Here is a 23,719-nt window from a genome sequence, read left to right on the forward strand (position 1 = left end):
AAATTGAAATGATATTCAATAAATCGTTTTTTTAACCATAACTAATAAATGAAAATAAAGGTAAGAACAAAACCTCTAATTTTATTAAAAAACTACACAAGAAAATAAAAACCGTCCTAAAAATCACAAAACAAACAAAACTTAGCATTAAAAACTACAGATGCTCACAATGACAACTTATCAAATTGTTTTATTTTATGCTCTTTACTTCATAAAGAGCTTCCTGATATAACTATTTACATCATTACAATATTATTCTTTCTTGTATAAAAGACGATAAATAACTTTTTAACGTTATTTATTGCCACCTTTGTGATCAACTTTTTTAAGAATTTTATTGATGGTTTGGTTATTTACTCTTTTTTATCACGATGATTAATATAGGTTGTTATTATGACATCACAATCACACTCCACTCAGCCGTTGAGTCAACCTACGGCAAGACCTTTAAACCGCAACGACTATAAAACGTTGGGTTTATCCTCACTAGGAGGAACATTGGAGTTCTATGATTTCGTGATCTTCGTGTTCTTTACGAAAACATTGAGCCATTTATTCTTTCCTGGTGATAACGCTTTTATCGCTCAGATGCAGACATTAGGTATTTTTGCTGCCGGTTATCTTGCTCGTCCTTTAGGTGGCATCATTATGGCTCACTATGGCGATATTATCGGCCGTAAACGTATGTTTACCTTAAGTATCTTTTTAATGGCTGTACCTACTTTGGTGATTGGCTTATTACCTACCTATGCCAGCATCGGTGTGGCTGCACCGTTATTACTGTTATTGATGCGTATTATGCAAGGGGCGGCTATCGGTGGTGAAATGCCCGGGGCTTGGGTATTTATTGCCGAACACACCCCGAAACAGCGTTATGGCTTAGGGGTGGGTACCTTAACATCCGGTATTACTGGTGGCATCTTATTAGGCTCTATCGTCGCTATTATTGTACAACGCAGCTATAGCGCTCAAGAAGTGAATGATTTTGCATGGCGAATTCCCTTTATTTTAGGTGGTATATTTGGCTTGATCTCGGTTTATTTACGTCGTTTTTTACAAGAAACACCTATCTTTAAAGAGATGGCGGCTAAAAAAGCCTTAGCACAAGAAATGCCGGTGGTTTCGGTTATCAAAAACCATAAACAAGCCTGCTTAATTACTGCAGCATTAACATGGTCTTTATCTACAGCTATTGTTGTTACTATTTTGATGACACCCAGTGTCATTGTTGAAGGGATCTACAAAATAGACAGAACAACATCGTTAGAAGCGAACTGTGTTGCCACCTTAACGCTGACCTTAGGATGTATCTTCTGGGGCTGGTTGGGTGATAAATTAGGAACCCGTGCATCCATGACCTTATCATGGGGTGGATTAATTGTTACTGCATTCCATTTTTATGGAAGCTTAGATGCCAATATGTCTGGTATCCAATTAGCATTTAACTATGGTTTGATGGGCTTTTTTGTCGGTGCAATTGCCACAACCCCAATTGTGAGTACTAGAGCATTTCCTCCTTCAATTCGTTTTTCTGGCCTCTCTTTTGCTTATAATATGGCCTATGCCGTATTTGGTGGCTTAACGCCAATGTTAACGGGCGCTTGGTTGGAAAAAACGGCAATGGCAGGAGCTTATTATGTTGCAGCTGTTTCTGCATTAGCCATTGTTATCGCATTCTTACCTTTAGCTTATAAAGGCTGGATCGCGGTAAACACCAGCTCACGGGAAAAAGAGATAGCGTTGCAAGTTGATAAAGTCGCTAGTTAATCGTTGCTAGCAAGAAATATTTTACTCTCCTTAGAATTTATTATTCACAACAACACCACCCTAATAGGTGGTGTTGTTGCATAAATATAATTAATCTAATCATTGTAGTTTATCTGAATTTAATCTTGTTATATATCAATCAATTGATAATACACAATTTGCTCTTTACCCTGTTAAAGAATATTTTTATATCGCAGGGAGTGCTTAAAGCTAAATGGTTAACAAAAAAAATTTGCATAAAGAATTGGCACAATTAGAAGCCGAAGGTCATATCCCCTATAAAATCCAAGAGGAAAACCAGCAAAAAAGATGGCAATGGAAACATTACACGTCAGGAGTGCACTATTTTGCACCTACAGATCCATTAGAAATGGGTCGCTACAATGATCCAACAGGCATAACGGGAATATGCTATACCGCTGATTATGCAGTTGTAGCTATTGCTGAATCATTAGGACGTCACTATCAACATAATAAGGCTTTTATTTTAGGTCTTAGTGATCTAAAAAAAGCTCAGATATACACACTTGCAACTACACGTAAAACAAAACTTATTGATATACCAAAGTTACAGGGCATATTGCATATCACTGCAGACCAAGTCATGGGGAAAAGTTATGACATTACTCAGAATATTGTTGATTGGGCAGCCAATACTCCAGGGCTTGATTATGATGGTATAGCCTACTCTTCAAGGCATTACTATGGAATGTGTACAGCCTTTTGGTGTAGAAAACATATTATCCCTCCTCTTGTTGATATTTCTCACTGCTCCCTTGATTTATACACAGATTGTAAAAAAGAAAATTTTCCGCAAAATTGGCCCTATCAAGACATAACAGGACTTGAGATCATTACTGAAACATTACATTTTAAGATCAACGATAATGAGTAGATTTTTATTAGTTTGAAATATGTTTTCCAAAAAGTTTAGCTTGATGAATAATTTCTTGCATTTGTTCACTCATGCGTCCATATTTTTTAAGCGCATCAATAACATTAATATCTTGTTCATCCTCAAAAAAATACATACTCGTTAAAAATGATACTTTTGTTGTTGAGCTTAAACTATCCAATAAAATTAAGATCTCATCTAATCCATCCACTAATCGATTACCATCAAATTGAAAAATAGGTAATCGATATTCTCCTCCCACTTTAACCGCTAATAGTTTATTAGCCTTTAACCGATTATTAATCGTTTGACGTTTTACTCCCAAAATAGCTGCAGCTTGGCTAGCTCTACATGTGCCTCCAAGCTCTTTTAGCCGTTCAGAAAACTTAATAGCGCCTTCGTTTAAACGGGCTATTTTACGTTGTTCTCTTGGTGAAATTGCAGACGAACGTATCAGTTGAGTTTCAAAAATTAACTGAGCCAATTCGTTATCACTCATTTTTAAAGCACTTGCTAAACTTTTCTTCTCTGCTAATTCATTAACCAATTCTTTTGTAAGAACAGTCATTCTTTCTAGAACAGCCACTCTCTCTACCGATAATTGTTGTGATGTTCGTTTTTGTATTACGCTGTTCATACCCACCTCTCTTTTACATTTTATTCATTATATAGTGAGTAAAGTGTATAAAACAAGTATAAATAAAAAACAACATTATCAATGTACTATAGATATTTTTTGTTAAAATTAACTTTATTTTTAAATAGATATAAAAAAGGATGCCCTAGAGCATCCTTTTATTGTCTGACAATAAATTTCACATATTACTGTGTCATTTTACTCAGCATAGGGGCAGTAAATAGCATTAACAGTGCAATAACACCTGTTACGATACCTATTTGTAAAAATACACTGCTATAAATTTCTAATGATGCGTGTGCATTTTGTACGTCTTCAGGAACGGCCATTAAGCTTGCCACTTTACCAGCAATAATTGCAGCTGCCGCAGATGTTAAGAACCATGCACCCATAATAAAGCCCATTAAACGCTGTGGCACTAGTTGGGCCACCATCGCAAGACCTAATCCTGAGATCATCAGCTCACCAATACTTTGAAAGCCATAACTGGCAACAAGCCACCATGATGAAACGATACCGGCTTCATTTGCCATACTCGCCCCCAATGGTAATACTAAGAATGCAGTTGCACTCAAAAACATTCCCACTGTGAATTTATAAGGCATGGGTAATTTATCACCCATAAAGTTATATATAGCAGCCAATAATGGACTAGCTAGCATGATCCAAAATGGGTTAAGTGATTGAAATTGCTCTGGCTCAACACTAAAGCCTAAAATAGCGTGTTCAACATTATGGATCGCAAAAAAGTTTAATGATGTTGGCATTTGATCATAAAGAACAAAAAATACCACGGCTTCCACCATCAGTAAGAAAGCGACGATCATTTTACGCCGTGCAACCCCTTTCATCATAAAAGTTTCACGGGCAAAAATCAGGATAATACCTAATGAAATAATCGCTAAAGACCATGTTGCCACTTCATTATTATGTAATAACCACGTTGATACTGCCGTTAAAGCAACAATCCCCACCAGCGTTAATAACAGTTTCAGGTAGTTTAGTGGCTCAAAGTCAGGCCTAGAGCCTTTATCTTTGATCCAACCGCGACATAGCATAAAGTTTGCCAGTGTGATCAACATCCCCACCACACTTAATGCGAAAGCGACATCCCAACCATAATTCGCCGCTAACCATGGTGTCGCTAACATGGATAAAAATGATCCCACATTAATCGACATATAGTACATGGTAAATGCACCATCTAATTGTGGATCATCTTTCTCATAACAGGTGGCTAATAAAGAGGAAGGGTTGGCTTTAAATAAACCATTACCCACCGCAATAGTAGCTAATCCCCAGTAAATCATATCCTTATCATGATCGGAGAAAGCAACCATGGCATAACCAATTGCCAGCACAATAGCCCCTAGGACAATAACCCTTTTTGTCCCGAGAATTTTATCGCCAAGCCAGCCACCAATTGCCACAAAGCCATAAACTAATGCGGTAAATGCGGCAAAAACAGTAATAGCTTCCGCCTCACTCATACCCAGCATTTTAACCAGATAAACGGCCATGATCCCTTGTAAGCCGTAATATCCAAAACGTTCCCATAATTCGATTGAGAAGATGAGATAAAATGCACGAGGCTGTTTAAACGCATTCAGACTCGGTTTCTGTTCATCTTCAGGTGTGTTTGCAGTTGACACTAAAAACCTCTAGTTATTCTATTATGCCCTTATTTTTGGGCTGCTTTTACCAAAAACATTGTGATTCAAGACAGAGTTAAAGCGCGGTGTTATTCATACTGAATTGTTATTCTTAACAAAGAGTTCAATACAGAGAAAAACAAGGTTGGCATTCTATCACCGGAAAGAATAATTATCTAAGAATTATAACTAATTATTGCGTTTTATCATAGTTGACGCCATTTGTACAAAATAGTTATGCGTTCAAAAAATCAACAAACAAAATAACTCACTGATTATTAATCATTTATTTTATGCTGGTTTATTCATCATTACTATATAAAAATAAAGTGCGCCGAGATAGCTAGCTAGAAATCGTTTTTTCTCTTTATAAAAAAGAGATAACCCCAGCATATTATTGCTAAGTGACAACAACTGATTAGAATATAATCAATAAACACATTCCTTGACTCAATTTTCATATTTCCTCCATTTTTACCCCTAAAGAAATAGGTAGAATGTCATAATTGATTGTGTCATTTCATTTTTTCTCAATTAGCGAGTTGTCAGTAGGATCACCAACGCAATGAATAACAACAAAAAGACCAAAAAAAGATTTTCTCTTATTATCACCCTGCTTATTGTTATCGCTGGCGCTATCGCCTATTGGCAATACTCTTCAAACAACAGCGCACCTCCTGTGAGTAAAGATACCCCTACTGCGAATACACCAAATAGAAGTACAGCTGGCTCAAGACGACCACCGATGCCTCCTGTACAAGTGGCGACATCTGCACAAGAAGATGTGCCGCAATTTTTAACTGCTTTAGGTACAGTGAAAGCCGTCAATAGTGTGACCGTGACAAGCCGTGTGGAAGGGCAATTAATGGCGTTGCATTTCACCGAAGGCCAACAAGTGAATCAAGGCGATTTGTTAGCAGAAATCGACCCACGTCCTTTTGAAGTGCAATTAGCGCAAGCTAAAGGGCAATTGGCAAAAGATCAGGCCACACTGGCAAATGCGCGCCTTGATTTAGCTCGCTACCAAAAACTGGCAAAGACCCATTTGGTTTCACAACAAGAATTAGACAACCAAGCGGCTTTAGTCAAACAGTCTGAAGCCAGTATTAGTATCGATAAAGCAGCAATTAATAATGCACAATTACAATTAACCTATAGCAAAATAACGGCCCCTATTTCAGGACGGGTGGGATTAAAGCAGGTTGATGTCGGTAACTATATTTCTGGTGGCTCATCTACGCCAATTGTCGTTATTAACCAGATGGATCCTGTTGATGTACTCTTTACATTACCAGAGCAAGATCTATCACAGGTTATCTTAGCCCGTAAAAATAGCCCTACATTACCTGTTATTGCATTAGACAGAAATAATAAAATTGAATTAGCACAAGGGACTCTATTTAGTGTTGATAATCAAATTGATGCCACTACAGGGACTATCAAATTAAAAGCCCGTTTTCCTCAACAAGAAAGTACGCTATTTCCCAATCAATTTGTCAATATTCGTTTATATGTCACTACATTAGAAAAAGCGGTAGTGATCCCCAATGCAGCATTACAAATGGGAAATGAAGGACACTTTGTTTGGGTTGTTGATGAGGAAAACAAAGTCAGCAAACTCGCTGTTGAGGTTGCATCACAAAATGCAGATAAAGTTGTCATTGCCTCAGGGTTATCCGCTAATCAACGTGTTGTCACCGATGGTGTGGATAGATTAACGCAAGGTGCCAAAGTCGAGATTGTAACACCGCTGGCACCTAAAGCTAAAACCACTGATCCCGTTGTTGCGGAGAAAGCATAATGAGCGAAAAAATCCCCGCTACAGGTGGTGGACCATCTCGTTTATTTATTTTACGTCCAGTGGCAACAACGCTGTTTATGGTCGCGATTTTATTAGCAGGAATTGTCGGTTATCGTATGCTGCCAGTGTCGGCATTACCTGAAGTTGATTATCCGACCATTCAAGTCGTCACACTCTATCCTGGGGCAAACCCCGAGGTGATGACCTCTGCGGTAACAGCACCGTTAGAGCGTCAATTTGGACAGATGTCAGGCTTAAAACAGATGTCCTCACAAAGTTCAGGTGGGGCATCAGTCATTACACTGATGTTCCAACTCACATTACCGTTAGATGTCGCAGAGCAAGAAGTACAAGCGGCCATTAATGCAGCAACTAACTTATTACCTACTGATTTACCTTATCCGCCCATTTACAGCAAAGTAAATCCGGCTGATCCGCCAGTGTTAACCTTAGCCGTCACCAGCTCTGTATTGCCGATGACACAGCTACAGGATATGGTAGAAACGCGAATATCGCAGAAAATATCGCAAGTTAACGGCGTTGGTTTAGTCTCTTTAGCCGGCGGACAACGCCCTGCTGTGCGCGTAAAATTGAATGCCCAAGCAGCCGCCTCTTATGGGTTAGATAGTGAAACAATCCGCGTGGCTATTAATAATGCCAATGTTAACTCTGCCAAAGGTAGCCTTGATGGCCCCACTCGCTCGGTAACATTATCCGCCAACGATCAAATGAAATCATTAGATGATTATCGCAAACTGATTGTTAGCTATAAAAATGGCGCCCCCATCCGCCTTGCCGATATTGCCACCATTGAACAAGCCCCAGAAAATAACCAGCTTGGTGCTTGGGCCAATAATCAACAAGCCATTATTATCAATGTGCAACGCCAACCGGGTGTTAATGTTATTGAAACAACGGATAATATTCGTAATTTATTACCGGATTTAGTGTCTAATTTGCCTAAGTCGGTAAATGTTGAGATCTTAACCGATAGAACCACGACTATTCGGGCATCAGTGAAAGATGTCCAGTTTGAACTGGGCTTGGCGATTGCACTTGTGGTCATGGTTATCTATCTATTTTTACGTAATGGTGTTGCCACTCTTATTCCTAGCATTGCCGTCCCCCTCTCCTTAGTGGGTACTTTTGCGGTGATGTATTTTTGCGGTTTTTCTGTCAATAACCTCACCTTAATGGCACTTACCATTGCGACAGGCTTTGTGGTTGATGACGCCATTGTGGTGATAGAAAATATCTCCCGTTATCTAGAGCGAGGAGATAAGCCGTTAACCGCAGCCTTAAAAGGGGCGGGAGAAATCGGCTTTACTATTATCTCACTGACTTTTTCTTTAATTGCCGTACTGATCCCTCTGTTATTTATGGGAGATATTGTTGGTCGTTTATTTAGAGAGTTTGCCATTACCTTAGCCGTGGCGATTTTAATTTCCGCGGTAGTCTCTTTAACCTTAACGCCGATGATGTGCGCACGCTTACTTAAACCAGAAAGTCAAATTAAGCACAATCGTTTTGAAATGGCTTGTGAGCGCTTTTTTGAAAAGATGATCGCCGTGTATGCGGTTTGGTTAAAACGTGTATTAAATCATCAATGGATAACATTAGGTGTTGCCCTCAGTACATTAGCATTAACAGTTTTGCTCTATCTATTTATCCCTAAAGGCTTTTTCCCTTTACAAGATAATGGGTTACTACAAGGTACAATAGAAACCTCACAATCCATTTCTTATCAAGCGATGGTTGAAAAACAGCAACAAGTGGTTGAGAAACTGATTGACGATCCGGCTGTTGAAAATATTGCGAGCTTTGTGGGTATCGATGGCAGTAATGCCACCCTCAATACAGGTCGCTTGCAAATTACCTTAAAACCCCTCGATCAACGTGATTCACGTATTGATGAAATTATTCCTCGTTTACAAGCACGAGTCGCGTCTATTGCAGGTATTACACTCTATTTACAACCCACACAAGACTTAACTATTGATACACAAGTTTCCCGTACTCAATATCAATTTACCTTGCAAGCAACCTCGCTCGATGAGCTTGCCTATTGGGTGCCTAAATTATCACAGGCACTACAAGAGAGTCCGGAACTTACCGACATCAGCAGTGATTGGCAAGCTGATGGGATGATGGCCTATATCAATGTAGATAGAGATTCAGCCAGTCGCTTAGGGATCTCAATGAGTGCCATTGATAATGCGCTGTATAATGCCTTTGGACAGCGACTTATTTCAACGATTTACACCCAAGCAAATCAGTATCGTGTTGTCTTAGAACAAAATATGCACAATAGTGAAGGACTACAGGCACTTTCTGCAGTTCATTTAACCGGCAAAGAGGGTGCTATGGTGCCACTCTTATCTATTGCCTCTGTGGAGCAACGTCTCGCGCCTTTATCTATCAATCACCAAGAGCAATTTCCTGCTACCACATTCTCATTTAATGTCGCTAAAGACGCATCTCTTGAAGCTGCTGTTAATGCCGTTAAGCAAGCAGAAGAGCAAATTGCGATGCCAAAAGATATTACGACACAGTTTCAAGGGGCTACATTAGCTTTTGAAAGCGCCCTTTCCAGCACGCTGTGGCTTATCATTGCGGCCATCGTTGCTATGTATATTGTATTAGGCGTGTTATACGAAAGTTTTATTCACCCAATTACTATTTTATCTACCCTACCTACTGCAGGTGTCGGTGCATTATTGGCACTGATGGCAGCCGGTAATGAGCTAGATATTATTGCGATTATTGGCATCATTTTGTTGATTGGTATTGTTAAGAAAAATGCCATCATGATGATCGATTTCGCACTGGCCGCTGAAAGAGAACAAGGACTATCTCCTTACGAAGCAATTTATCAAGCTTGTCTGCTACGTTTTCGCCCTATTTTAATGACCACTATGGCTGCGTTATTAGGTGCATTACCTTTAATGCTAAGCACTGGCGTAGGGGCTGAATTACGCCAACCATTAGGTGTATGTATGGTGGGAGGCTTAATTATGAGTCAAATACTCACCTTATTTACCACCCCTGTTATCTATTTGCTGTTTGATAAGTTATCACTTTACCTTAATCGCCATAAACGCGTTGAACATGATAATGGAGCGGTGTCATGAAGCTGTTTGCTCTATTTATTCAACGCCCTGTTGCTACTACACTACTTAGCCTAGCCATTTCTCTTTGTGGTGCATTAGGTTTTATGTTGTTGCCTGTCGCACCACTGCCACAAGTTGATTATCCGGTCATTAATATTTATGCCTCATTACCGGGGGCATCACCTGAAACGATGGCTTCTTCTGTTGCCACTCCCCTTGAACGCTCCTTAGGGCGTATTGCGGGGATTGATGAGATGACGTCAAGTAGTGCTTTAGGTAGTACCAGTATCACATTAGTTTTTGACTTAAATAAAGATATTAATACCGCAGCTAGAGATGTACAGGCTGCGTTAAATGCCTCACAAAGCCTATTACCTTCAGGGATGCCAAGTCGCCCGCGTTATTACAAATCAAATCCTTCTGATGCACCGATTATGATCTTAACGCTGACCTCTGAAACACAAAATACCGGTGAGCTTTATGATCTCGCATCAACACGCTTGGCACAAAAAATCTCGCAAATTGAAGGAGTGAGTGAAGTTTCCGTAGGGGGGGGTTCACTGCCGGCTGTGCGTGTTGCACTCAATCCTGATGCGCTATTTAATCAAAATGTCAGTCTTGATGATGTACGCAAAGCCATTAGTCAATCCAATGTAAGAAGACCACAAGGCTTTATTTATAATGATGAAAATCGTTGGCAGATACAAACTAACGATGAGTTAAGCAAAGCTCAAGATTATCGCCCAATTATTGTGCATTATAATCAAGATGCTATCGTGCGTTTAAGTGATGTTGCCCAAGTAACAGACTCTGTACAAAACGCACGGGCGGCAGGAATGAGTGGTGGTGAACCGGCTATTTTACTGGTTATTCGCCGTGAAGCAGGCGCCAATATCATCGAAACTGTCAACCGCATTCGTGATGAACTCCCCGAATTACGTGAGCTACTCCCTGCCAGTGTCAATTTAAAGGTAGCTCAAGATAGAACCCCCACTATTCGTGCCTCGTTAGCAGAAGTTGAACGCGCATTAGCGATTGCCGTGGCACTGGTTATTTTAGTGGTATTCTTATTTCTACGTTCAGGGCGTGCTACCTTGATCCCCGCTGTTGCCGTACCCGTTTCATTAATTGGTACTTTTTCAGCCATGTATTTATGTGGCTTTAGCTTAAACAATCTATCATTAATGGCATTAACGGTTGCAACCGGCTTTGTCGTGGATGATGCGATTGTCGTACTCGAAAATATCTCTCGCCATATCGAAAATGGCTTAAAACCTAAACAAGCCGCCCTAAAAGGAGTTAGCGAAGTGGGCTTTACGGTACTTTCAATGAGTATTTCATTGGTGGCGGTATTTATTCCTCTCTTGTTGATGGATGGCCTTGTCGGACGACTTTTTAAAGAGTTTGCCATTACCTTAACCACCGCGATTGGGATCTCTTTATTTGTCTCCTTAACATTAACCCCAATGATGTGTGCCCATTTATTAAAAGGCATAAAACCCAAAGCACAGTCACATTTACGCGGATTTGGTAAGTTAATTTTTCGCTTACAACAAGGTTACAGTGTCACACTACAAGCGGCATTACGGCATAAACGCTGGATCATGGCTATTTTTATTACCACCTTAGGACTGAATGCTTATTTATATATCAGTGCGCCGAAAACCTTTTTTCCAGATCAAGATACCGGTCGTTTAATGGGATTTGTACGTGCAGACCAAAGTATTTCATTCCAATCGATGAAAGAAAAAATGACCCGTTTTATGCAGGAGATTAATGCAGATAAAGATGTTGATAGCGTCACGGGATTTACGGGGGGAGGACGTATTAATAGTGGATTTATGTTTATTTCACTTAATCCGCTCTCAGAGCGCACAGATAGTGCAAATCAAGTGATCAATCGCCTTCGTATCAAACTGGCTAATGAACCCGGTGCAACACTATTTTTAATGCCTGTACAAGATGTACGTGCTGGAGGACGCCAAGCTAATGCCAGTTATCAGTTTACTTTACTCGCTGATGATTTAAGTGAATTACGTAAATGGGAGCCATTAATACGTAAAGCGTTAGGCGAATTACCTGAGCTGGTTGATGTCAACTCAGATAAAGAAGATAAAGGTGCCGAAATGGCACTCACTTATGATCGCGATACTATGTCGCAATTAGGCATTAATGTCAGTGATGCCAATAATTTATTGAATAACGCCTTTGGGCAGCGGCAGATCTCTACCATTTATGCCCCGCTAAATCAGTATAAAGTCGTGATGGAAGTGTCTGAACAATATACGCAAGATGTTTCTGCACTGGATAAAATGTATGTGATGAATACACAAGGTGAACGTATTCCATTATCTGCATTTGCCAGTTGGTATCCCGCTAATGCACCTTTAAGTGTTAATCACCAAGGGTTGTCTGCCGCCTCTACCATCGCTTTTAATGTGCCAGAGGGCTATACCTTATCTGATGCCATTAACGCCATTGAGCGAACCATGACAGAGTTAGGTGTACCTAACACGGTACGAGGCACCTTTGCGGGTACAGCGCAAATTTTTCAAGAAACCATTAAGTCACAGCTTATCTTGATCTTAGCGGCTATTGTCACCGTCTATATTGTCCTTGGTGTGCTTTATGAGAGCTATATTCATCCATTGACTATTTTATCCACATTGCCTTCTGCCGGTGTTGGCGCATTATTAGCACTGCGCTTGTTTGATACCCCCTTTAGCTTAATTGCTCTTATTGGCATTATGTTGTTAATTGGTATTGTGAAGAAAAATGCCATTATTATGGTGGATTTTGCGATTACGGCTCAACGAGAAGGAAAACTATCCGCTCAAGAAGCGATTATTCAAGCCAGTTTATTGCGTTTCCGCCCTATTATTATGACCACCTTAGCCGCGCTCTTTGGCGCTTTACCTCTGATGTTAAGTAGTGGTGATGGTGCGGAATTAAGGCAGCCATTAGGCATTACCATTGTGGGTGGCTTACTTATGAGCCAATTATTAACCCTATATACCACTCCGATTATCTATCTGTTTTTTGATGGTGTTCGCCAACGTTGGCAACAGCGACGCCATAACAAAAAAGAGGCAAATGCATGAAATTAAGAAGTAAGCTATTTTTGGTGATCTTCGCGACTTGCATGATAGTGGTATTTGCTATGCATATCGGTATTCGTAGTAGCTTCCAGCAGGGTTTTATTGGCTATATCAAGAAGAACAGTGAACAGCGGGCAACCTTGTTAGCCGAAGCGTTAAGCGATCAATATCAATTAACCGGAGATTGGCGTTTTCTCAATCGAGATGATCGCTCTATTTATCAGATACTACGAACCATTGACCAAATAAGTCAAAGTGGTGAAGGCCCTGCCCCTCGAGGATGGCGTACTCAGTTTTGGATCGTCGATAAACAGATGAAACGCTTATTTGGCCATGATAATCAATTTCCCGCAGAAACCTTTAAAAAACCTATTACTTACCATGATGAAATTGTCGGCTGGGTGATTGTCAGTGCAGCGGATAAAATCAGCAACGAAGCAGATATTAGCTTTGATAAGCAACAGTTACGCACCAGTTGGATCATTGCCGGCTTAACGGTGCTTTTTGCGCTATTAATTACGTTAATACTGTCACGCAGCATGATCCGCCCAGTAAAGCGATTAGTGGAGGCAACCCATAAATTAGCCGCTGGCGATTTTGCTGTTCGCGTGACCCCAACCAATAAAGATGAAATCAGCCAGCTAGCAACGGATTTTAATCAACTTGCCAGTACACTGGAAAAAAATGAGCAAATTCGCCGTGATTATATGGCAGATATCTCCCATGAGTTACGTACGCCATTGGCTATCTTAAAAGGAGAGCTTGAAGCGTTACAAGATGGTGTAAGAAAGCCAACTGCAGAAACGTTAAATTCATTACTCTTTGAAGTAACAAATTTAACTAAACTGGTAAACGATCTACATCAGTTATCATTATCTGATAGAGGCTCTTTGACCTATCGTAAGGATTTTATTGATATTAATGAAATTATTTTGTTAGCTGTCGCCTCTTATCGGCATATTTATCAAGCCAAAGAGATTGCTTTACAGACTGATTTAGATGATAACGTCAAACTGATTGTTCAAGCTGATCCGGATAGGTTGATCCAACTTTTTCATAATCTATTAGAAAACAGTGTTCGTTATACCAATTCTGGTGGTCAATTGCATATTAGTAGCAAAAGAGAACATAATAATGTGTTGATTGTGTGGGAAGATAGTGCCCCGGGGCTAGATAAAGCACAATATGAAGCGGTATTCCAACGTTTTTATCGGGCTGAAAGCTCTCGTAATCGTTCCAGCGGCGGCTCTGGTTTGGGGCTTGCGATTTGCGAAAATATTGTCGAAGCTCATAATGGTAAAATCATGGCTATGCCATCCGCTATCGGTGGAGTAAAAATACTTATCGTATTACCTGTCTATTCTGAAGATAATTAAATTTTGCTCTATTGATTATACTGAATATTATTGTCCTAATTGATAACTATTGAGCCATATAGACAATGACCACGACCACATCTACATATTCAATTTTAATCGTTGAAGATGAGCCGAAATTGGCACAATTACTTATTGATTATCTTCAAGCATCTGATTATCAAACGCAGTGGCTGGCAGATGGTACTGAGGTTATACAACATATCAAACAATCTCATTACGATTTAGTCCTGCTTGATCTGATGCTACCGGGTAAAGATGGCATTACCCTATGCAAAGAGTTACGTCAGTTCTCCGATATTCCTATTATTATGGTCACCGCAAAAACAGAAGAAGTAGACCGACTATTAGGGTTGGAAATTGGTGCTGATGATTATATTTGCAAACCTTATAGCCCTCGAGAAGTGGTTGCCCGTGTAAAAACATTATTGCGTCGCTATTATCGGCCACAGGATATTGTGCAAAATAGCGCCTTAGTTATTATTGATGAGCAGGCTTACCAAATTCAATATCATAATAAAATTCTTGATTTAACTACCGCTGAATTTCGTCTTATTAAAGCATTAGCTACACAACCGGGCAAAGTGTTAAGCCGTGACCAGTTAATGGATCATCTGTATGATGATTATCGCATCGTAACCGACCGTACTATTGATAGCCATATAAAAAACTTACGACGCAAACTTGAGCAACTTAACGATCAAATTGAATTTATTCGTTCAATTTATGGACAAGGCTATCGTTGGGAAACCGCAGCCTATCGTTTTCGATGATATTTTTTCAGGAATACATTGAACCTCGCTACAGTTAAGCGCTAGAATCCTCCCCTTTATGATATACCCTTACCTTTTGTGTAGGGGACTGACTTGAAATCAGAACCAGGAAATTAATCATGTTTACACCCGAATTGCTCTCTCCTGCAGGCTCATTAAAAAATATGCGCTATGCATTCGCTTATGGCGCAGACGCGGTCTATGCAGGTCAGCCTCGCTATAGTTTACGCGTACGTAATAATGAGTTTAATCACGAAAACCTTGCTAAAGGAATACAAGAAGCGCATGAATTAGGTAAACGCTTCTATGTTGTGGTTAACATCGCCCCCCATAATGCAAAATTAAAAACCTTTATCCGTGACTTAAAACCAGTTATTGATATGGGGCCTGATGCGCTGATTATGTCTGATCCGGGTTTGATCATGATGGTGCGTGAAGCTTTTCCTGAAATGGATATCCACCTTTCAGTACAAGCTAACGCCGTTAACTGGGCTACCGTAAAATTCTGGCGTCAAATGGGCTTAACTCGCGTTATTCTTTCTCGTGAGCTATCTATTGACGAAATTGCAGAAATTCGTAAACAAGTCCCTGATATGGAGCTTGAAGTCTTCGTTCACGGGGCCTTGTGTATGGCTTATTCGGGTCGTTGCTTATTATCAGGCTATATCAATAAACGTGATCCAAACCAAGGTACATGCACAAATGCCTGCCGTTGGGAATACAAAGTTGAAGAAGGCAAAGAAGATGAAGTGGGGAATATCGTCGAGAAGTACCAACCTATCCCGGTAAAAAATGTTGAGCCAACGTTAGGTGTAGGTGCCCCCACTGATAAAGTGTTCTTAATTGAAGAAGCTAAACGTCCGGGTGAATATATGACGGCGTTCGAAGATGAACACGGTACTTATATTATGAACTCAAAAGATCTGCGCGCTATCGAACACGTTGAGCAGTTAACTAAGATGGGTGTACATTCACTGAAAATTGAAGGTCGTACTAAATCTTTCTATTATTGCGCACGCACAGCACAGATGTATCGCCGTGCTATTGATGATGCTGTTGCAGGTAAGCCTTTCGATCCAACACTGCTGACAACGCTAGAAGGTTTGGCACACCGCGGTTATACCGAAGGTTTTTTACGTCGCCATACCCATGATGCCTACCAAACCTATGAATACGGCTATTCGGTATCAGATACACAACAGTTTGTAGGGGAATTTACAGGTAAACGTGTTAACGGTTTAGCTGAAGTGGATGTTAAAAATAAATTTATCTTAGGTGATAGCTTAGAGCTAATGACACCAACAGGAAATATTCAATTCATTTTACATGCGTTATTTAATAAAAAACAACAGCCGACAGATGTCGCTCCGGGTAATGGCCATGTGGTTTATTTACCTGTTCCTGACGATGTTGATTTAAACTTTGCACTGCTTATTCGTAATCTGCCAGGAACGACAACCCGTCAACCTCATAAAATTGATGCGGTAGAAGTGAAGTAAATCATCATTATCTGATTTGATGTGGTCAATTTCAAAGATAGATCACATCAATACCTATTCATTTGCCGTATTATCTATTTCGAAAAATAAAGAACTAGAATGAATACAGTAAGACTAGGAACCACCTCCTTGGCAAATCCAATCTCCCTTGGATTTGCCTTTTCTTTTTTTATCCCCCGCTATTTTTATTATTATTTTTTGAGTAACGTAAATTGCTTTTGGCTTTGGTGATACTTTGTAAAAAAAATGGTAATTCGCCTAATATCCATTATCTTTAAATAAGTCATATTAATTAAGGAGTCATATTGATGGGCCAAATCAGTTTGCTGATTATCAATGGAAAAAACTCAGGCAATGAGGCTCTGCGACAAGCGGTTTATCAACAACGCAAGGAAGGTAATGATATCCAAGTCAGAGTGACATGGGAATCAAGTGATATTCAACGCTTTGTGCAAGAAGCACTACATATTCAAGCGCAAACCATTATCGCTGCAGGGGGTGATGGTACGATCAACAATGTCGCCTCTGAGCTGGTTCGTTTAGCCCCCTCTTCGCCCCCCGCGTTAGGCATTATCCCTTTAGGGACTGCAAATGATTTTGCCACCAGTGCACAAATCCCATTAGAGATGGACAAAGCGCTCAGTTTAGCGATTAAAGGTCGCGCCGTTCCTGTCGATATTATTAATGTGAACAAAACACATTACTTTATCAATATGGCCTCAGGTGGCTTTGGCACCAAGATCACCACTGAAACCCCTGAAGCACTAAAATCCGCCTTAGGTGGTGCTGCATATTTTATTAATGGTTTATTGCGTATTGATACCTTAAAAGCGGATCAATGCACCGTTGAAGCTGAAAATTTTCATTGGAAAGGTGAAGCTTTAATTATCGGTATTGGTAATGGACGCCAAGCGGGAGGTGGACAACAACTTTGCCCCGAAGCACTGATTAATGACAATAAACTCAATATTACCCTTGTTGAAGCCCGTGAATTGCTTCCTTCTCTATTAACCAGTCTGTTCGATCGTAAGAAAAATGACAAAATTATTGAGCGAGAAAGTGATTGGGTCACTATTAGTGCGGCTCATGAAATGGTATTTAATTTAGATGGTGAACCCCTTTTAGGGGATAAATTTGAATTTATTGTACTACCTGAAGCGATCCACTGCCGGTTACCGCCCCAATGTGACTTGTTATCTTAATGTAGATAAATGACAATCACTATCATCTCATCGTGAACTGGAGTAAGTAATGACTGATATAGTAAGTTTGTTAGGTGCTGATGCTAACTCATTATTGGAACATCGCTGCCAAACCATCCCAAGCGAAAATCTCTACCTGCCAGGTTCTGACTTTGTTGATCGTGTGATGATTGATAACAATCGCCCTAATACCGTATTGCGTTCTATGCAAACCCTGTTTAACCATGGTCGTTTAGCAGGAACGGGTTATCTTTCTATTTTACCTGTCGATCAGGGTGTTGAACACTCTGCCGCTGCCTCATTTGCCGCGAACCCACTCTATTTTGATCCCAAAAATATTGTTGAGCTTGCGATTGAAGCCGGATGTAACTGTGTTGCTTCCACCTATGGTGTTCTGGCTTCTGTTTCTCGTCGTTATGCACACAAAATCCCATTTTTGGTAAAACTTAATCATAACGAAACATTAAGCTATCCAACTCAATACGACCAAACGCTGTATGCCAGTGTTGAACAAGCCTTTGAAATGGGCGCTGTTGCTGTAGGTGCGACTATCTATTTTGGTTCTCCAGAAAGCCGCCGCCAAATCGAAGAGATCTCGATGGCATTTGAACGTGCCCATGAATTAGGCATGGTTACCGTATTATGGGCATATTTACGTAATCCAGCCTTTAAGAAAGATGGGGTTGATTACCATGCAAGTGCTGATTTAACAGGTCAAGCCAACCATTTAGCATCAACCATTGGTGCCGATATTGTTAAACAGAAAATGGCTGAAAATAACGGTGGCTTTAAAGCGATTGGTTTTGGTCATACTGATGAGCGTGTTTACACTAAACTGACGAGCGAAAACCCCATTGATTTAGTGCGTTACCAATTAGCTAACTGCTATATGGGACGTGCAGGATTAATTAACTCAGGTGGAGCATCGGGTAATAACGATCTTGCTGATGCAGTACGTACTGCAGTCATTAATAAACGTGCTGGGGGCATGGGGCTTATCTTAGGTCGTAAAGCCTTTAAGAAATCCATGAAAGACGGTGTTGCTCTAATTAATGCCGTACAAGATGTCTATTTAGATAAATCTGTGACTATTGCTTAATTTTTTACGATTAAATTACGCATTGAAGCCCCTTTAATAGGGGCTTTTTGATATCACCACCAGCGATGAAAATGATGTACAGGGCCGAAACCTTGTCCCACCTCTAAACTGTCTGCCTGTTCTAACGCTTGCTGTAAATAGGCTTTTGCTTGTTCAACACAACTTTGCCAATCAGAAACTTGAGGACGAATAGCAGCTAAAGCGGCTGAAAGTGTGCATCCCGTACCGTGAGTATTTTTTGTATTGATGCGCGGTGAAGTAAATCGCCATTGCCCATCTTGGGTCAATAACCAATCAGGACTTTCTTTCTCGCTTAAATGGCCCCCTTTCATCAATACCGCCTGACAACCTTGATAAAGTAATGCTTCACCTTGTTGTTTCATAGTTGTTTCATCTGTCGCGATATCACAACCTAATAGTGCTGCCGCCTCAGGCAGATTTGGCGTGATCAAATCAACGCGGGGTAATAACTGAGTGAACATTTTATCAATAGCATCAGGTTGTAACAGTGGATCGCCACTTTTGGCAAGCATAACAGTATCAAGTACGACAAAAGGAATGGGATATTGTTGCAGTTTATCGCAAACGACATCAATAATACTGGCATTAGAAAGCATACCAATTTTAGCGCTATCTATTCTGACATCAGAAAGTACCGCATCTAATTGTGCTGCGACAAAATCAGGGGATAAATCATAGACAGAGTGTACACCACAGGTATTTTGCGCTACCAGTGCAGTCATGACTGTTGTGCCATATACACCCAGTGCGGAAAATGTTTTCAGATCAGCCTGTATCCCTGCCCCACCACTCGGATCGGTGCCGGCGATAGACAATGCGTTATATCTCACTGATTAACTCCTCCTTTACCAGTTACAGAAAAGTCGGGCTCTGTTAATCAGCACAGTGACCTTGACTTCCCTACGCTGGCATTATCCAGATCAGGTTATACGGGTTCATCTCAGCCAATAGGCGCCCCGAGCCAAAGCTTATATGATATAAGCCACAAGAGTATCGCATGCAGAAGATAAAGAAGCTAGATAATGACAACCTTTATCAGCTCACTTAACGTGCTTTAAGTTAACTTTTCTATTTTAGAAGATAAATTAATCTAGCTTGTCTATAATAGAGGCAGGATCGATGATTTATATTTTATTAGCTATCAATCTTGAATATATATTCTCATCATAAAACAATGATAAGCATAAAATAAAATATTTTGCTCGTTTTAACGACAATCGATATATAATCTGCTAAATGAGGTATTTATAATGCATTTCTTGACCACCACTGATATGCGGAGGGGCTAAATGAAAAATGAACCATCGCAACAACAAAATGGACAATCAATGCCTTATCTTATTCCTGATGCAGATTTTAATGCGAAATTAAAACTACCAGCCAAAAATATTGAACATACAATACAATTTATAACCCAAGGGGTAAAAGATATTTCTTTAGACGGTTTTGAAATTCCTACGGGCTATCGGTTAGTTAAAGCTGTTCATAGAGATCAATATAGACTTATTACTACTAATAAAGAAAGCGAAACAGCCTATTTAGTTGAACTAAGATTTCGACAAGATATCGTTTATGGACAAACAACATGTACTCAAATAAAAGTATGGCGTTCTCGCCTTCCTAAACATCGCAATGTAATAAGAGATTTACCCCGCACTTTCTTTTATAACCTATTAAAAGTACACAATATTGTTGTGACTGATGAGGAACAAACCTCTGATGGTAAAGGTTTTTGGATTGATATGATTTTATGGGCTTTTAGTGAAGGATATTATATTTATGCTTCAGATGGCACTGAAATGGATCGACCATTACATTTAATTGATAGTGTGGAAGACTTTTATAATAAATGGGATGCGTTTTGCTGGGAAAAAGATCGCGATATTCATACTCATCGACTATTAGTTATTAGTAAAGAACCGTTATCTCAATAATTAAACGGTTTTTTCTTAAAATCTGTGGGTTTTCCCCTCGTTACTCATAACTCACAGATTTACCCCTTCTTTAGGGGTGCTATAGTGAAGTGATCACTTTATCCAGCAGCCATAAAACTTAAACACTTTATAAACACATCTTCGTTTTTTGCTTTTTTTATTTAACTCTCATTATTAATTACTCTATTATCCTGCTCCTTTGCAATTTTGCGCATATAACAAACACTATTCATTATTAACGTTATATTAATATTTCAATATGCGATAAAAAAACCGATGGATATGTAATCGTTATATTATGTTATAATGTTTTTTAGATAATATTTAATCGTTATTATCTTACTTAGTTTGTTTTATTCTAAAATCTAATAAATTATGTATCATTATTAAGCTTAATAAATCCTCAATTATATTAACTAATACTATAAATAATTATCTTTTAAATGGGAGTAACCGAGATACATCTCTTTGTAACCATTTGAAATTAAATATAATGTTATTAAAATAGTTCAATTTCGGATAGCTCTTATCTGAATATTTCACTAATTAAATAACACTATGGCACAAATTTTTTTAACATTACCAGAACCACCGCAATGCCGTATTCGGAGTTATATATGTCATCTACCTATTTTCACTCTAGCCTATTAGCAGCTACACTGTTTTCAGTTACGTTAACAGCACCTGCTTTTGCTTCTGAAAATACGCAAAACACACCTCAGACTATTACGACAAAAAAACCTCAGCCAGCAGAGAACACTTTCTCAGAAAAAAATGAGGAAAGCTATTGGGGAAAATTTAAACGTAATCTTACCCAAACTTGGGATAATGACCAATATAACTACTATTTACCGGTATGGACTTGGCATAACCGTTTTACTTACGATAAAGAAAAAACCAATCGTTATAACGAAACGCCTTGGGGATTTGGTATGGGTAAATATCGTTATGATAATGAGGGTGATTGGCATGGCTTATATGCTATGGCCTTTATGGATTCCAATAATCGTGTACAACCTATTATGGGCTATGGTTTTGAAAAAATGTGGTATCCCGGTGGAGATAGAGAGGGTTTTCGCATGGGGGCGGGCTTTACCTTAAGTGTGACTGCTCGTCATGAGTATAACTATATTCCTATGCCATTACCTCTACCGCTAGTGTCAGTCGGTTATGGACACTTATCATTACAGGCGACTTATGTACCAGGAACCTATAATAACGGTAATGTTTTATTTGCTTGGTTACGTTGGCAGTGATCGATTGCCCTAATAAAAAATAAAGTGACCCTTTTTAGAGTCACTTTTTTAATATCGCGTTTTTCTTATCTTTCGCTTAGGCTAACTTAGCCAAGATAATTTAACTATCTTGCCTTGCTTGTGTGGTTGTCAGCGATTTTTTAGTTCTTGAGATCTTAAAACCTATCCAGAGCAAGCCTACCCAAAATGGCATCAAAATAACGGAAATATTAATTTTTGGCATCATTAGAATAATGACCAAAATCATACATAAAAAGGCTAAACACAGATAGTTACCATAAGGATACCAAAGTGCTTTAAATGAAGGCTCTACACCCTCTTTAATTTTAGCTGCACGGAATTTTAAGTTTGCTAAACAGATCATGATCCAGTTAAGCACTAATGTTGTTACCACTAATGCCATTAATAGCTCTAAAGCTTGATCAGGGAGTAAATAGTTAACCAAGATCCCGAGTGATGTGGCTATCGCAGATAACCCCAAAGAAATAACAGGTACACCACGTTTATTAACCTTAGATAATGAATGCGGTGCATTGCCTTGTTTGGCTAAACCGTACAGCATCCGGCTATTAGAATAAACGCCACTGTTATAGACAGATAATGCCGCGGTTAAAACCACCGCATTTAAAATATGGGCAACAACAAAATTATCTAAATTATGGAAAATAAGTACGAAAGGACTTTCTCCTTTCACCACTTGGGTCCAAGGATAAAGAGAAAGCAGTACAATCAATGAACCAATATAGAAAATCAAAATACGATAAACAACTTGGTTAGTTGCTTTGGGAATACTTACTTTAGGATTTTCTGCTTCTGCGGCGGTGATCCCCACCAGCTCAAGTCCCCCAAATGAGAACATCACAATAGCTAATGCAGACATAAACCCAGTAAAGCCATGAGGGAAGAAACCTAGCTCCCATAAATTGCTCACAGAAGCTTGCGGACCACCATTACCACTGACCAATAAATAGCTACCAAATAAAATCATACCAACGATCGCCAAAACTTTTATAATGGCAAACCAAAACTCGGTTTCACCATACATTCTGACATTAATTAGGTTAATTAAATTAATAGCAACAAAAAACACCGCTACCGAAACCCACACCGGAATATCAGGTAACCAATAATTAATATATTTTCCTGCGGCGGTTAATTCAGCCATACCGACCAGAATAAACATAACCCAGTAGTTCCAACCTGATAAAAAGCCAGCAAATGGCCCCCAATACTTATTGGCAAAGTGACTAAATGAACCCGCAACCGGCTCTTCGGCAACCATTTCACCAAGTTGGCGCATGATCATAAACGCAATAAAACCACCAATCGCATAGCCTAATATAACTGATGGCCCAGTCATATTAATGGTTTGCGCGATACCAAGAAACAGACCAGCGCCGACAGCCCCACCCAGCGCAATCAGCTGGATATGTCGATTTTTAAGACCGCGCTTTAATTCTGCTTGTTGCGACTCTTTCGCCATACATCCTCTTTTCTTCATCTATCAGGTAAAAGTGTAAATCAATGTTTACGATTTTGTTTATTTCAAGCCACCATTAAAACACTAATCTGACTTGAATAACAAATACATTTTGTGAT

The 23,719-nt window shown here is 39.5% G+C and carries 16 protein-coding genes and 1 riboswitch; of the genes, 12 read left to right on the forward strand and 4 right to left on the reverse strand.

What is annotated here, in order from left to right:
• The first annotated feature begins 393 nt into the window (after positions 1–393).
• Positions 394–1,767, forward strand: coding sequence for an MFS transporter (locus tag AACU95_RS14875; RefSeq protein ID WP_004248292.1), 1,374 nt, complete (start codon positions 394–396; stop codon positions 1,765–1,767).
• Between the two features lie 214 nt (positions 1,768–1,981).
• On the forward strand, positions 1,982–2,662 hold the full coding sequence (locus AACU95_RS14880) for an RES domain-containing protein (RefSeq protein ID WP_036895193.1): 681 nt from the start codon (positions 1,982–1,984) through the stop codon (positions 2,660–2,662).
• 7 nt (positions 2,663–2,669) lie between these two features.
• Here the strand turns inward: AACU95_RS14880 and AACU95_RS14885 are convergent, their stop codons facing one another.
• Both AACU95_RS14885 and dtpA read right to left on the reverse strand, forming a co-directional pair.
• Positions 2,670–3,299, reverse strand: coding sequence for a helix-turn-helix domain-containing protein (locus AACU95_RS14885; protein WP_004248294.1), 630 nt, complete (start codon positions 3,297–3,299; stop codon positions 2,670–2,672).
• Between the two features lie 185 nt (positions 3,300–3,484).
• Positions 3,485–4,951, reverse strand: coding sequence for a dipeptide/tripeptide permease DtpA (dtpA, locus tag AACU95_RS14890; protein WP_004243443.1), 1,467 nt, complete (start codon positions 4,949–4,951; stop codon positions 3,485–3,487).
• Positions 4,952–5,516: 565 nt separating this feature from the next.
• Between dtpA and AACU95_RS14895 the strand changes: the two genes are divergently transcribed.
• The 8 genes from AACU95_RS14895 to fbaB all read left to right on the forward strand — a co-directional run bounded on the left by AACU95_RS14895 (position 5,517) and on the right by fbaB (position 18,909).
• Positions 5,517–6,752, forward strand: coding sequence for an MdtA/MuxA family multidrug efflux RND transporter periplasmic adaptor subunit (locus AACU95_RS14895; protein ID WP_004243444.1), 1,236 nt, complete (start codon positions 5,517–5,519; stop codon positions 6,750–6,752).
• Positions 6,752–9,883 (forward strand): MdtB/MuxB family multidrug efflux RND transporter permease subunit, encoded by a 3,132-nt coding sequence (locus AACU95_RS14900; RefSeq protein ID WP_004243446.1) that lies wholly within the window; start codon positions 6,752–6,754, stop codon positions 9,881–9,883. Before AACU95_RS14895 ends, AACU95_RS14900 begins: the two co-directional genes overlap by 1 nt.
• Positions 9,880–12,963, forward strand: a complete 3,084-nt coding sequence (gene mdtC, locus AACU95_RS14905) for a multidrug efflux RND transporter permease subunit MdtC (RefSeq protein ID WP_049208074.1) — start codon at positions 9,880–9,882, stop codon at positions 12,961–12,963. Before AACU95_RS14900 ends, mdtC begins: the two co-directional genes overlap by 4 nt.
• Positions 12,960–14,336: a two-component system sensor histidine kinase BaeS gene (gene baeS / locus AACU95_RS14910; RefSeq protein ID WP_012368041.1), complete on the forward strand. Its 1,377-nt coding sequence runs from the start codon at positions 12,960–12,962 to the stop codon at positions 14,334–14,336. Before mdtC ends, baeS begins: the two co-directional genes overlap by 4 nt.
• Positions 14,337–14,401: 65 nt before the next feature.
• The gene (gene baeR, locus AACU95_RS14915; protein WP_004243449.1) at positions 14,402–15,109 is read left to right on the forward strand and encodes a two-component system response regulator BaeR; all 708 of its coding nucleotides are present in this window, start codon (positions 14,402–14,404) and stop codon (positions 15,107–15,109) included.
• 119 nt (positions 15,110–15,228) lie between these two features.
• Positions 15,229–16,608, forward strand: a complete 1,380-nt coding sequence (gene trhP / locus AACU95_RS14920; RefSeq protein ID WP_126402830.1) for a prephenate-dependent tRNA uridine(34) hydroxylase TrhP — start codon at positions 15,229–15,231, stop codon at positions 16,606–16,608.
• Positions 16,609–16,916: 308 nt separating this feature from the next.
• The gene (gene yegS, locus AACU95_RS14925) at positions 16,917–17,810 is read left to right on the forward strand and encodes a lipid kinase YegS (protein WP_004243451.1); all 894 of its coding nucleotides are present in this window, start codon (positions 16,917–16,919) and stop codon (positions 17,808–17,810) included.
• 49 nt (positions 17,811–17,859) lie between these two features.
• The gene (gene fbaB / locus AACU95_RS14930; RefSeq protein WP_004243453.1) at positions 17,860–18,909 is read left to right on the forward strand and encodes a class I fructose-bisphosphate aldolase; all 1,050 of its coding nucleotides are present in this window, start codon (positions 17,860–17,862) and stop codon (positions 18,907–18,909) included.
• 53 nt (positions 18,910–18,962) lie between these two features.
• On the opposite strand, the gene thiD is transcribed toward fbaB, so the two are convergent.
• Complete coding sequence (gene thiD, locus AACU95_RS14935) at positions 18,963–19,760, reverse strand: bifunctional hydroxymethylpyrimidine kinase/phosphomethylpyrimidine kinase (RefSeq protein ID WP_004248297.1); 798 nt, start codon at positions 19,758–19,760, stop codon at positions 18,963–18,965.
• 50 nt (positions 19,761–19,810) lie between these two features.
• Positions 19,811–19,899: riboswitch (TPP riboswitch) on the reverse strand.
• A gap of 320 nt (positions 19,900–20,219) precedes the next feature.
• On the opposite strand from thiD, the gene AACU95_RS14940 reads away from it, so the two are divergent.
• Both AACU95_RS14940 and pagP read left to right on the forward strand, forming a co-directional pair.
• Entirely contained in the window at positions 20,220–20,864 is a 645-nt protein-coding gene (locus AACU95_RS14940) for a hypothetical protein (RefSeq protein ID WP_004243455.1), read from the forward strand.
• 617 nt (positions 20,865–21,481) lie between these two features.
• Positions 21,482–22,120, forward strand: coding sequence for a lipid IV(A) palmitoyltransferase PagP (gene pagP, locus AACU95_RS14945; protein WP_004243456.1), 639 nt, complete (start codon positions 21,482–21,484; stop codon positions 22,118–22,120).
• A gap of 100 nt (positions 22,121–22,220) precedes the next feature.
• Here pagP and AACU95_RS14950 read toward each other — a convergent pair whose 3' ends face one another.
• Positions 22,221–23,603, reverse strand: a complete 1,383-nt coding sequence (locus AACU95_RS14950; RefSeq protein ID WP_004248300.1) for an amino acid permease — start codon at positions 23,601–23,603, stop codon at positions 22,221–22,223.
• Between the last annotated feature and the right edge of the window lie 116 nt (positions 23,604–23,719).

The sequence above is a fragment of the Proteus sp. G4415 genome (genome assembly GCF_963896075.1).
Lineage (GTDB): Bacteria > Pseudomonadota > Gammaproteobacteria > Enterobacterales > Enterobacteriaceae > Proteus > Proteus mirabilis.

What these genes read in the sequence shown, in the direction of transcription:
- AACU95_RS14885 (WP_004248294.1), bottom strand. Translation starts at nt 3,299, where the DNA reads ATGAACAGCGTAATACAAAAACGAACATCACAACAATTATCGGTAGAG.
- trhP (WP_126402830.1), top strand. Translation starts at nt 15,229, where the DNA reads ATGTTTACACCCGAATTGCTCTCTCCTGCAGGCTCATTAAAAAATATG.
- baeR (WP_004243449.1), top strand. Translation starts at nt 14,402, where the DNA reads ATGACCACGACCACATCTACATATTCAATTTTAATCGTTGAAGATGAG.
- yegS (WP_004243451.1), top strand. Translation starts at nt 16,917, where the DNA reads ATGGGCCAAATCAGTTTGCTGATTATCAATGGAAAAAACTCAGGCAAT.
- mdtC (WP_049208074.1), top strand. Translation starts at nt 9,880, where the DNA reads ATGAAGCTGTTTGCTCTATTTATTCAACGCCCTGTTGCTACTACACTA.
- pagP (WP_004243456.1), top strand. Translation starts at nt 21,482, where the DNA reads ATGTCATCTACCTATTTTCACTCTAGCCTATTAGCAGCTACACTGTTT.
- AACU95_RS14900 (WP_004243446.1), top strand. Translation starts at nt 6,752, where the DNA reads ATGAGCGAAAAAATCCCCGCTACAGGTGGTGGACCATCTCGTTTATTT.
- baeS (WP_012368041.1), top strand. Translation starts at nt 12,960, where the DNA reads ATGAAATTAAGAAGTAAGCTATTTTTGGTGATCTTCGCGACTTGCATG.
- AACU95_RS14940 (WP_004243455.1), top strand. Translation starts at nt 20,220, where the DNA reads ATGAAAAATGAACCATCGCAACAACAAAATGGACAATCAATGCCTTAT.
- AACU95_RS14895 (WP_004243444.1), top strand. Translation starts at nt 5,517, where the DNA reads ATGAATAACAACAAAAAGACCAAAAAAAGATTTTCTCTTATTATCACC.
- AACU95_RS14875 (WP_004248292.1), top strand. Translation starts at nt 394, where the DNA reads ATGACATCACAATCACACTCCACTCAGCCGTTGAGTCAACCTACGGCA.
- fbaB (WP_004243453.1), top strand. Translation starts at nt 17,860, where the DNA reads ATGACTGATATAGTAAGTTTGTTAGGTGCTGATGCTAACTCATTATTG.
- AACU95_RS14950 (WP_004248300.1), bottom strand. Translation starts at nt 23,603, where the DNA reads ATGGCGAAAGAGTCGCAACAAGCAGAATTAAAGCGCGGTCTTAAAAAT.
- AACU95_RS14880 (WP_036895193.1), top strand. Translation starts at nt 1,982, where the DNA reads ATGGTTAACAAAAAAAATTTGCATAAAGAATTGGCACAATTAGAAGCC.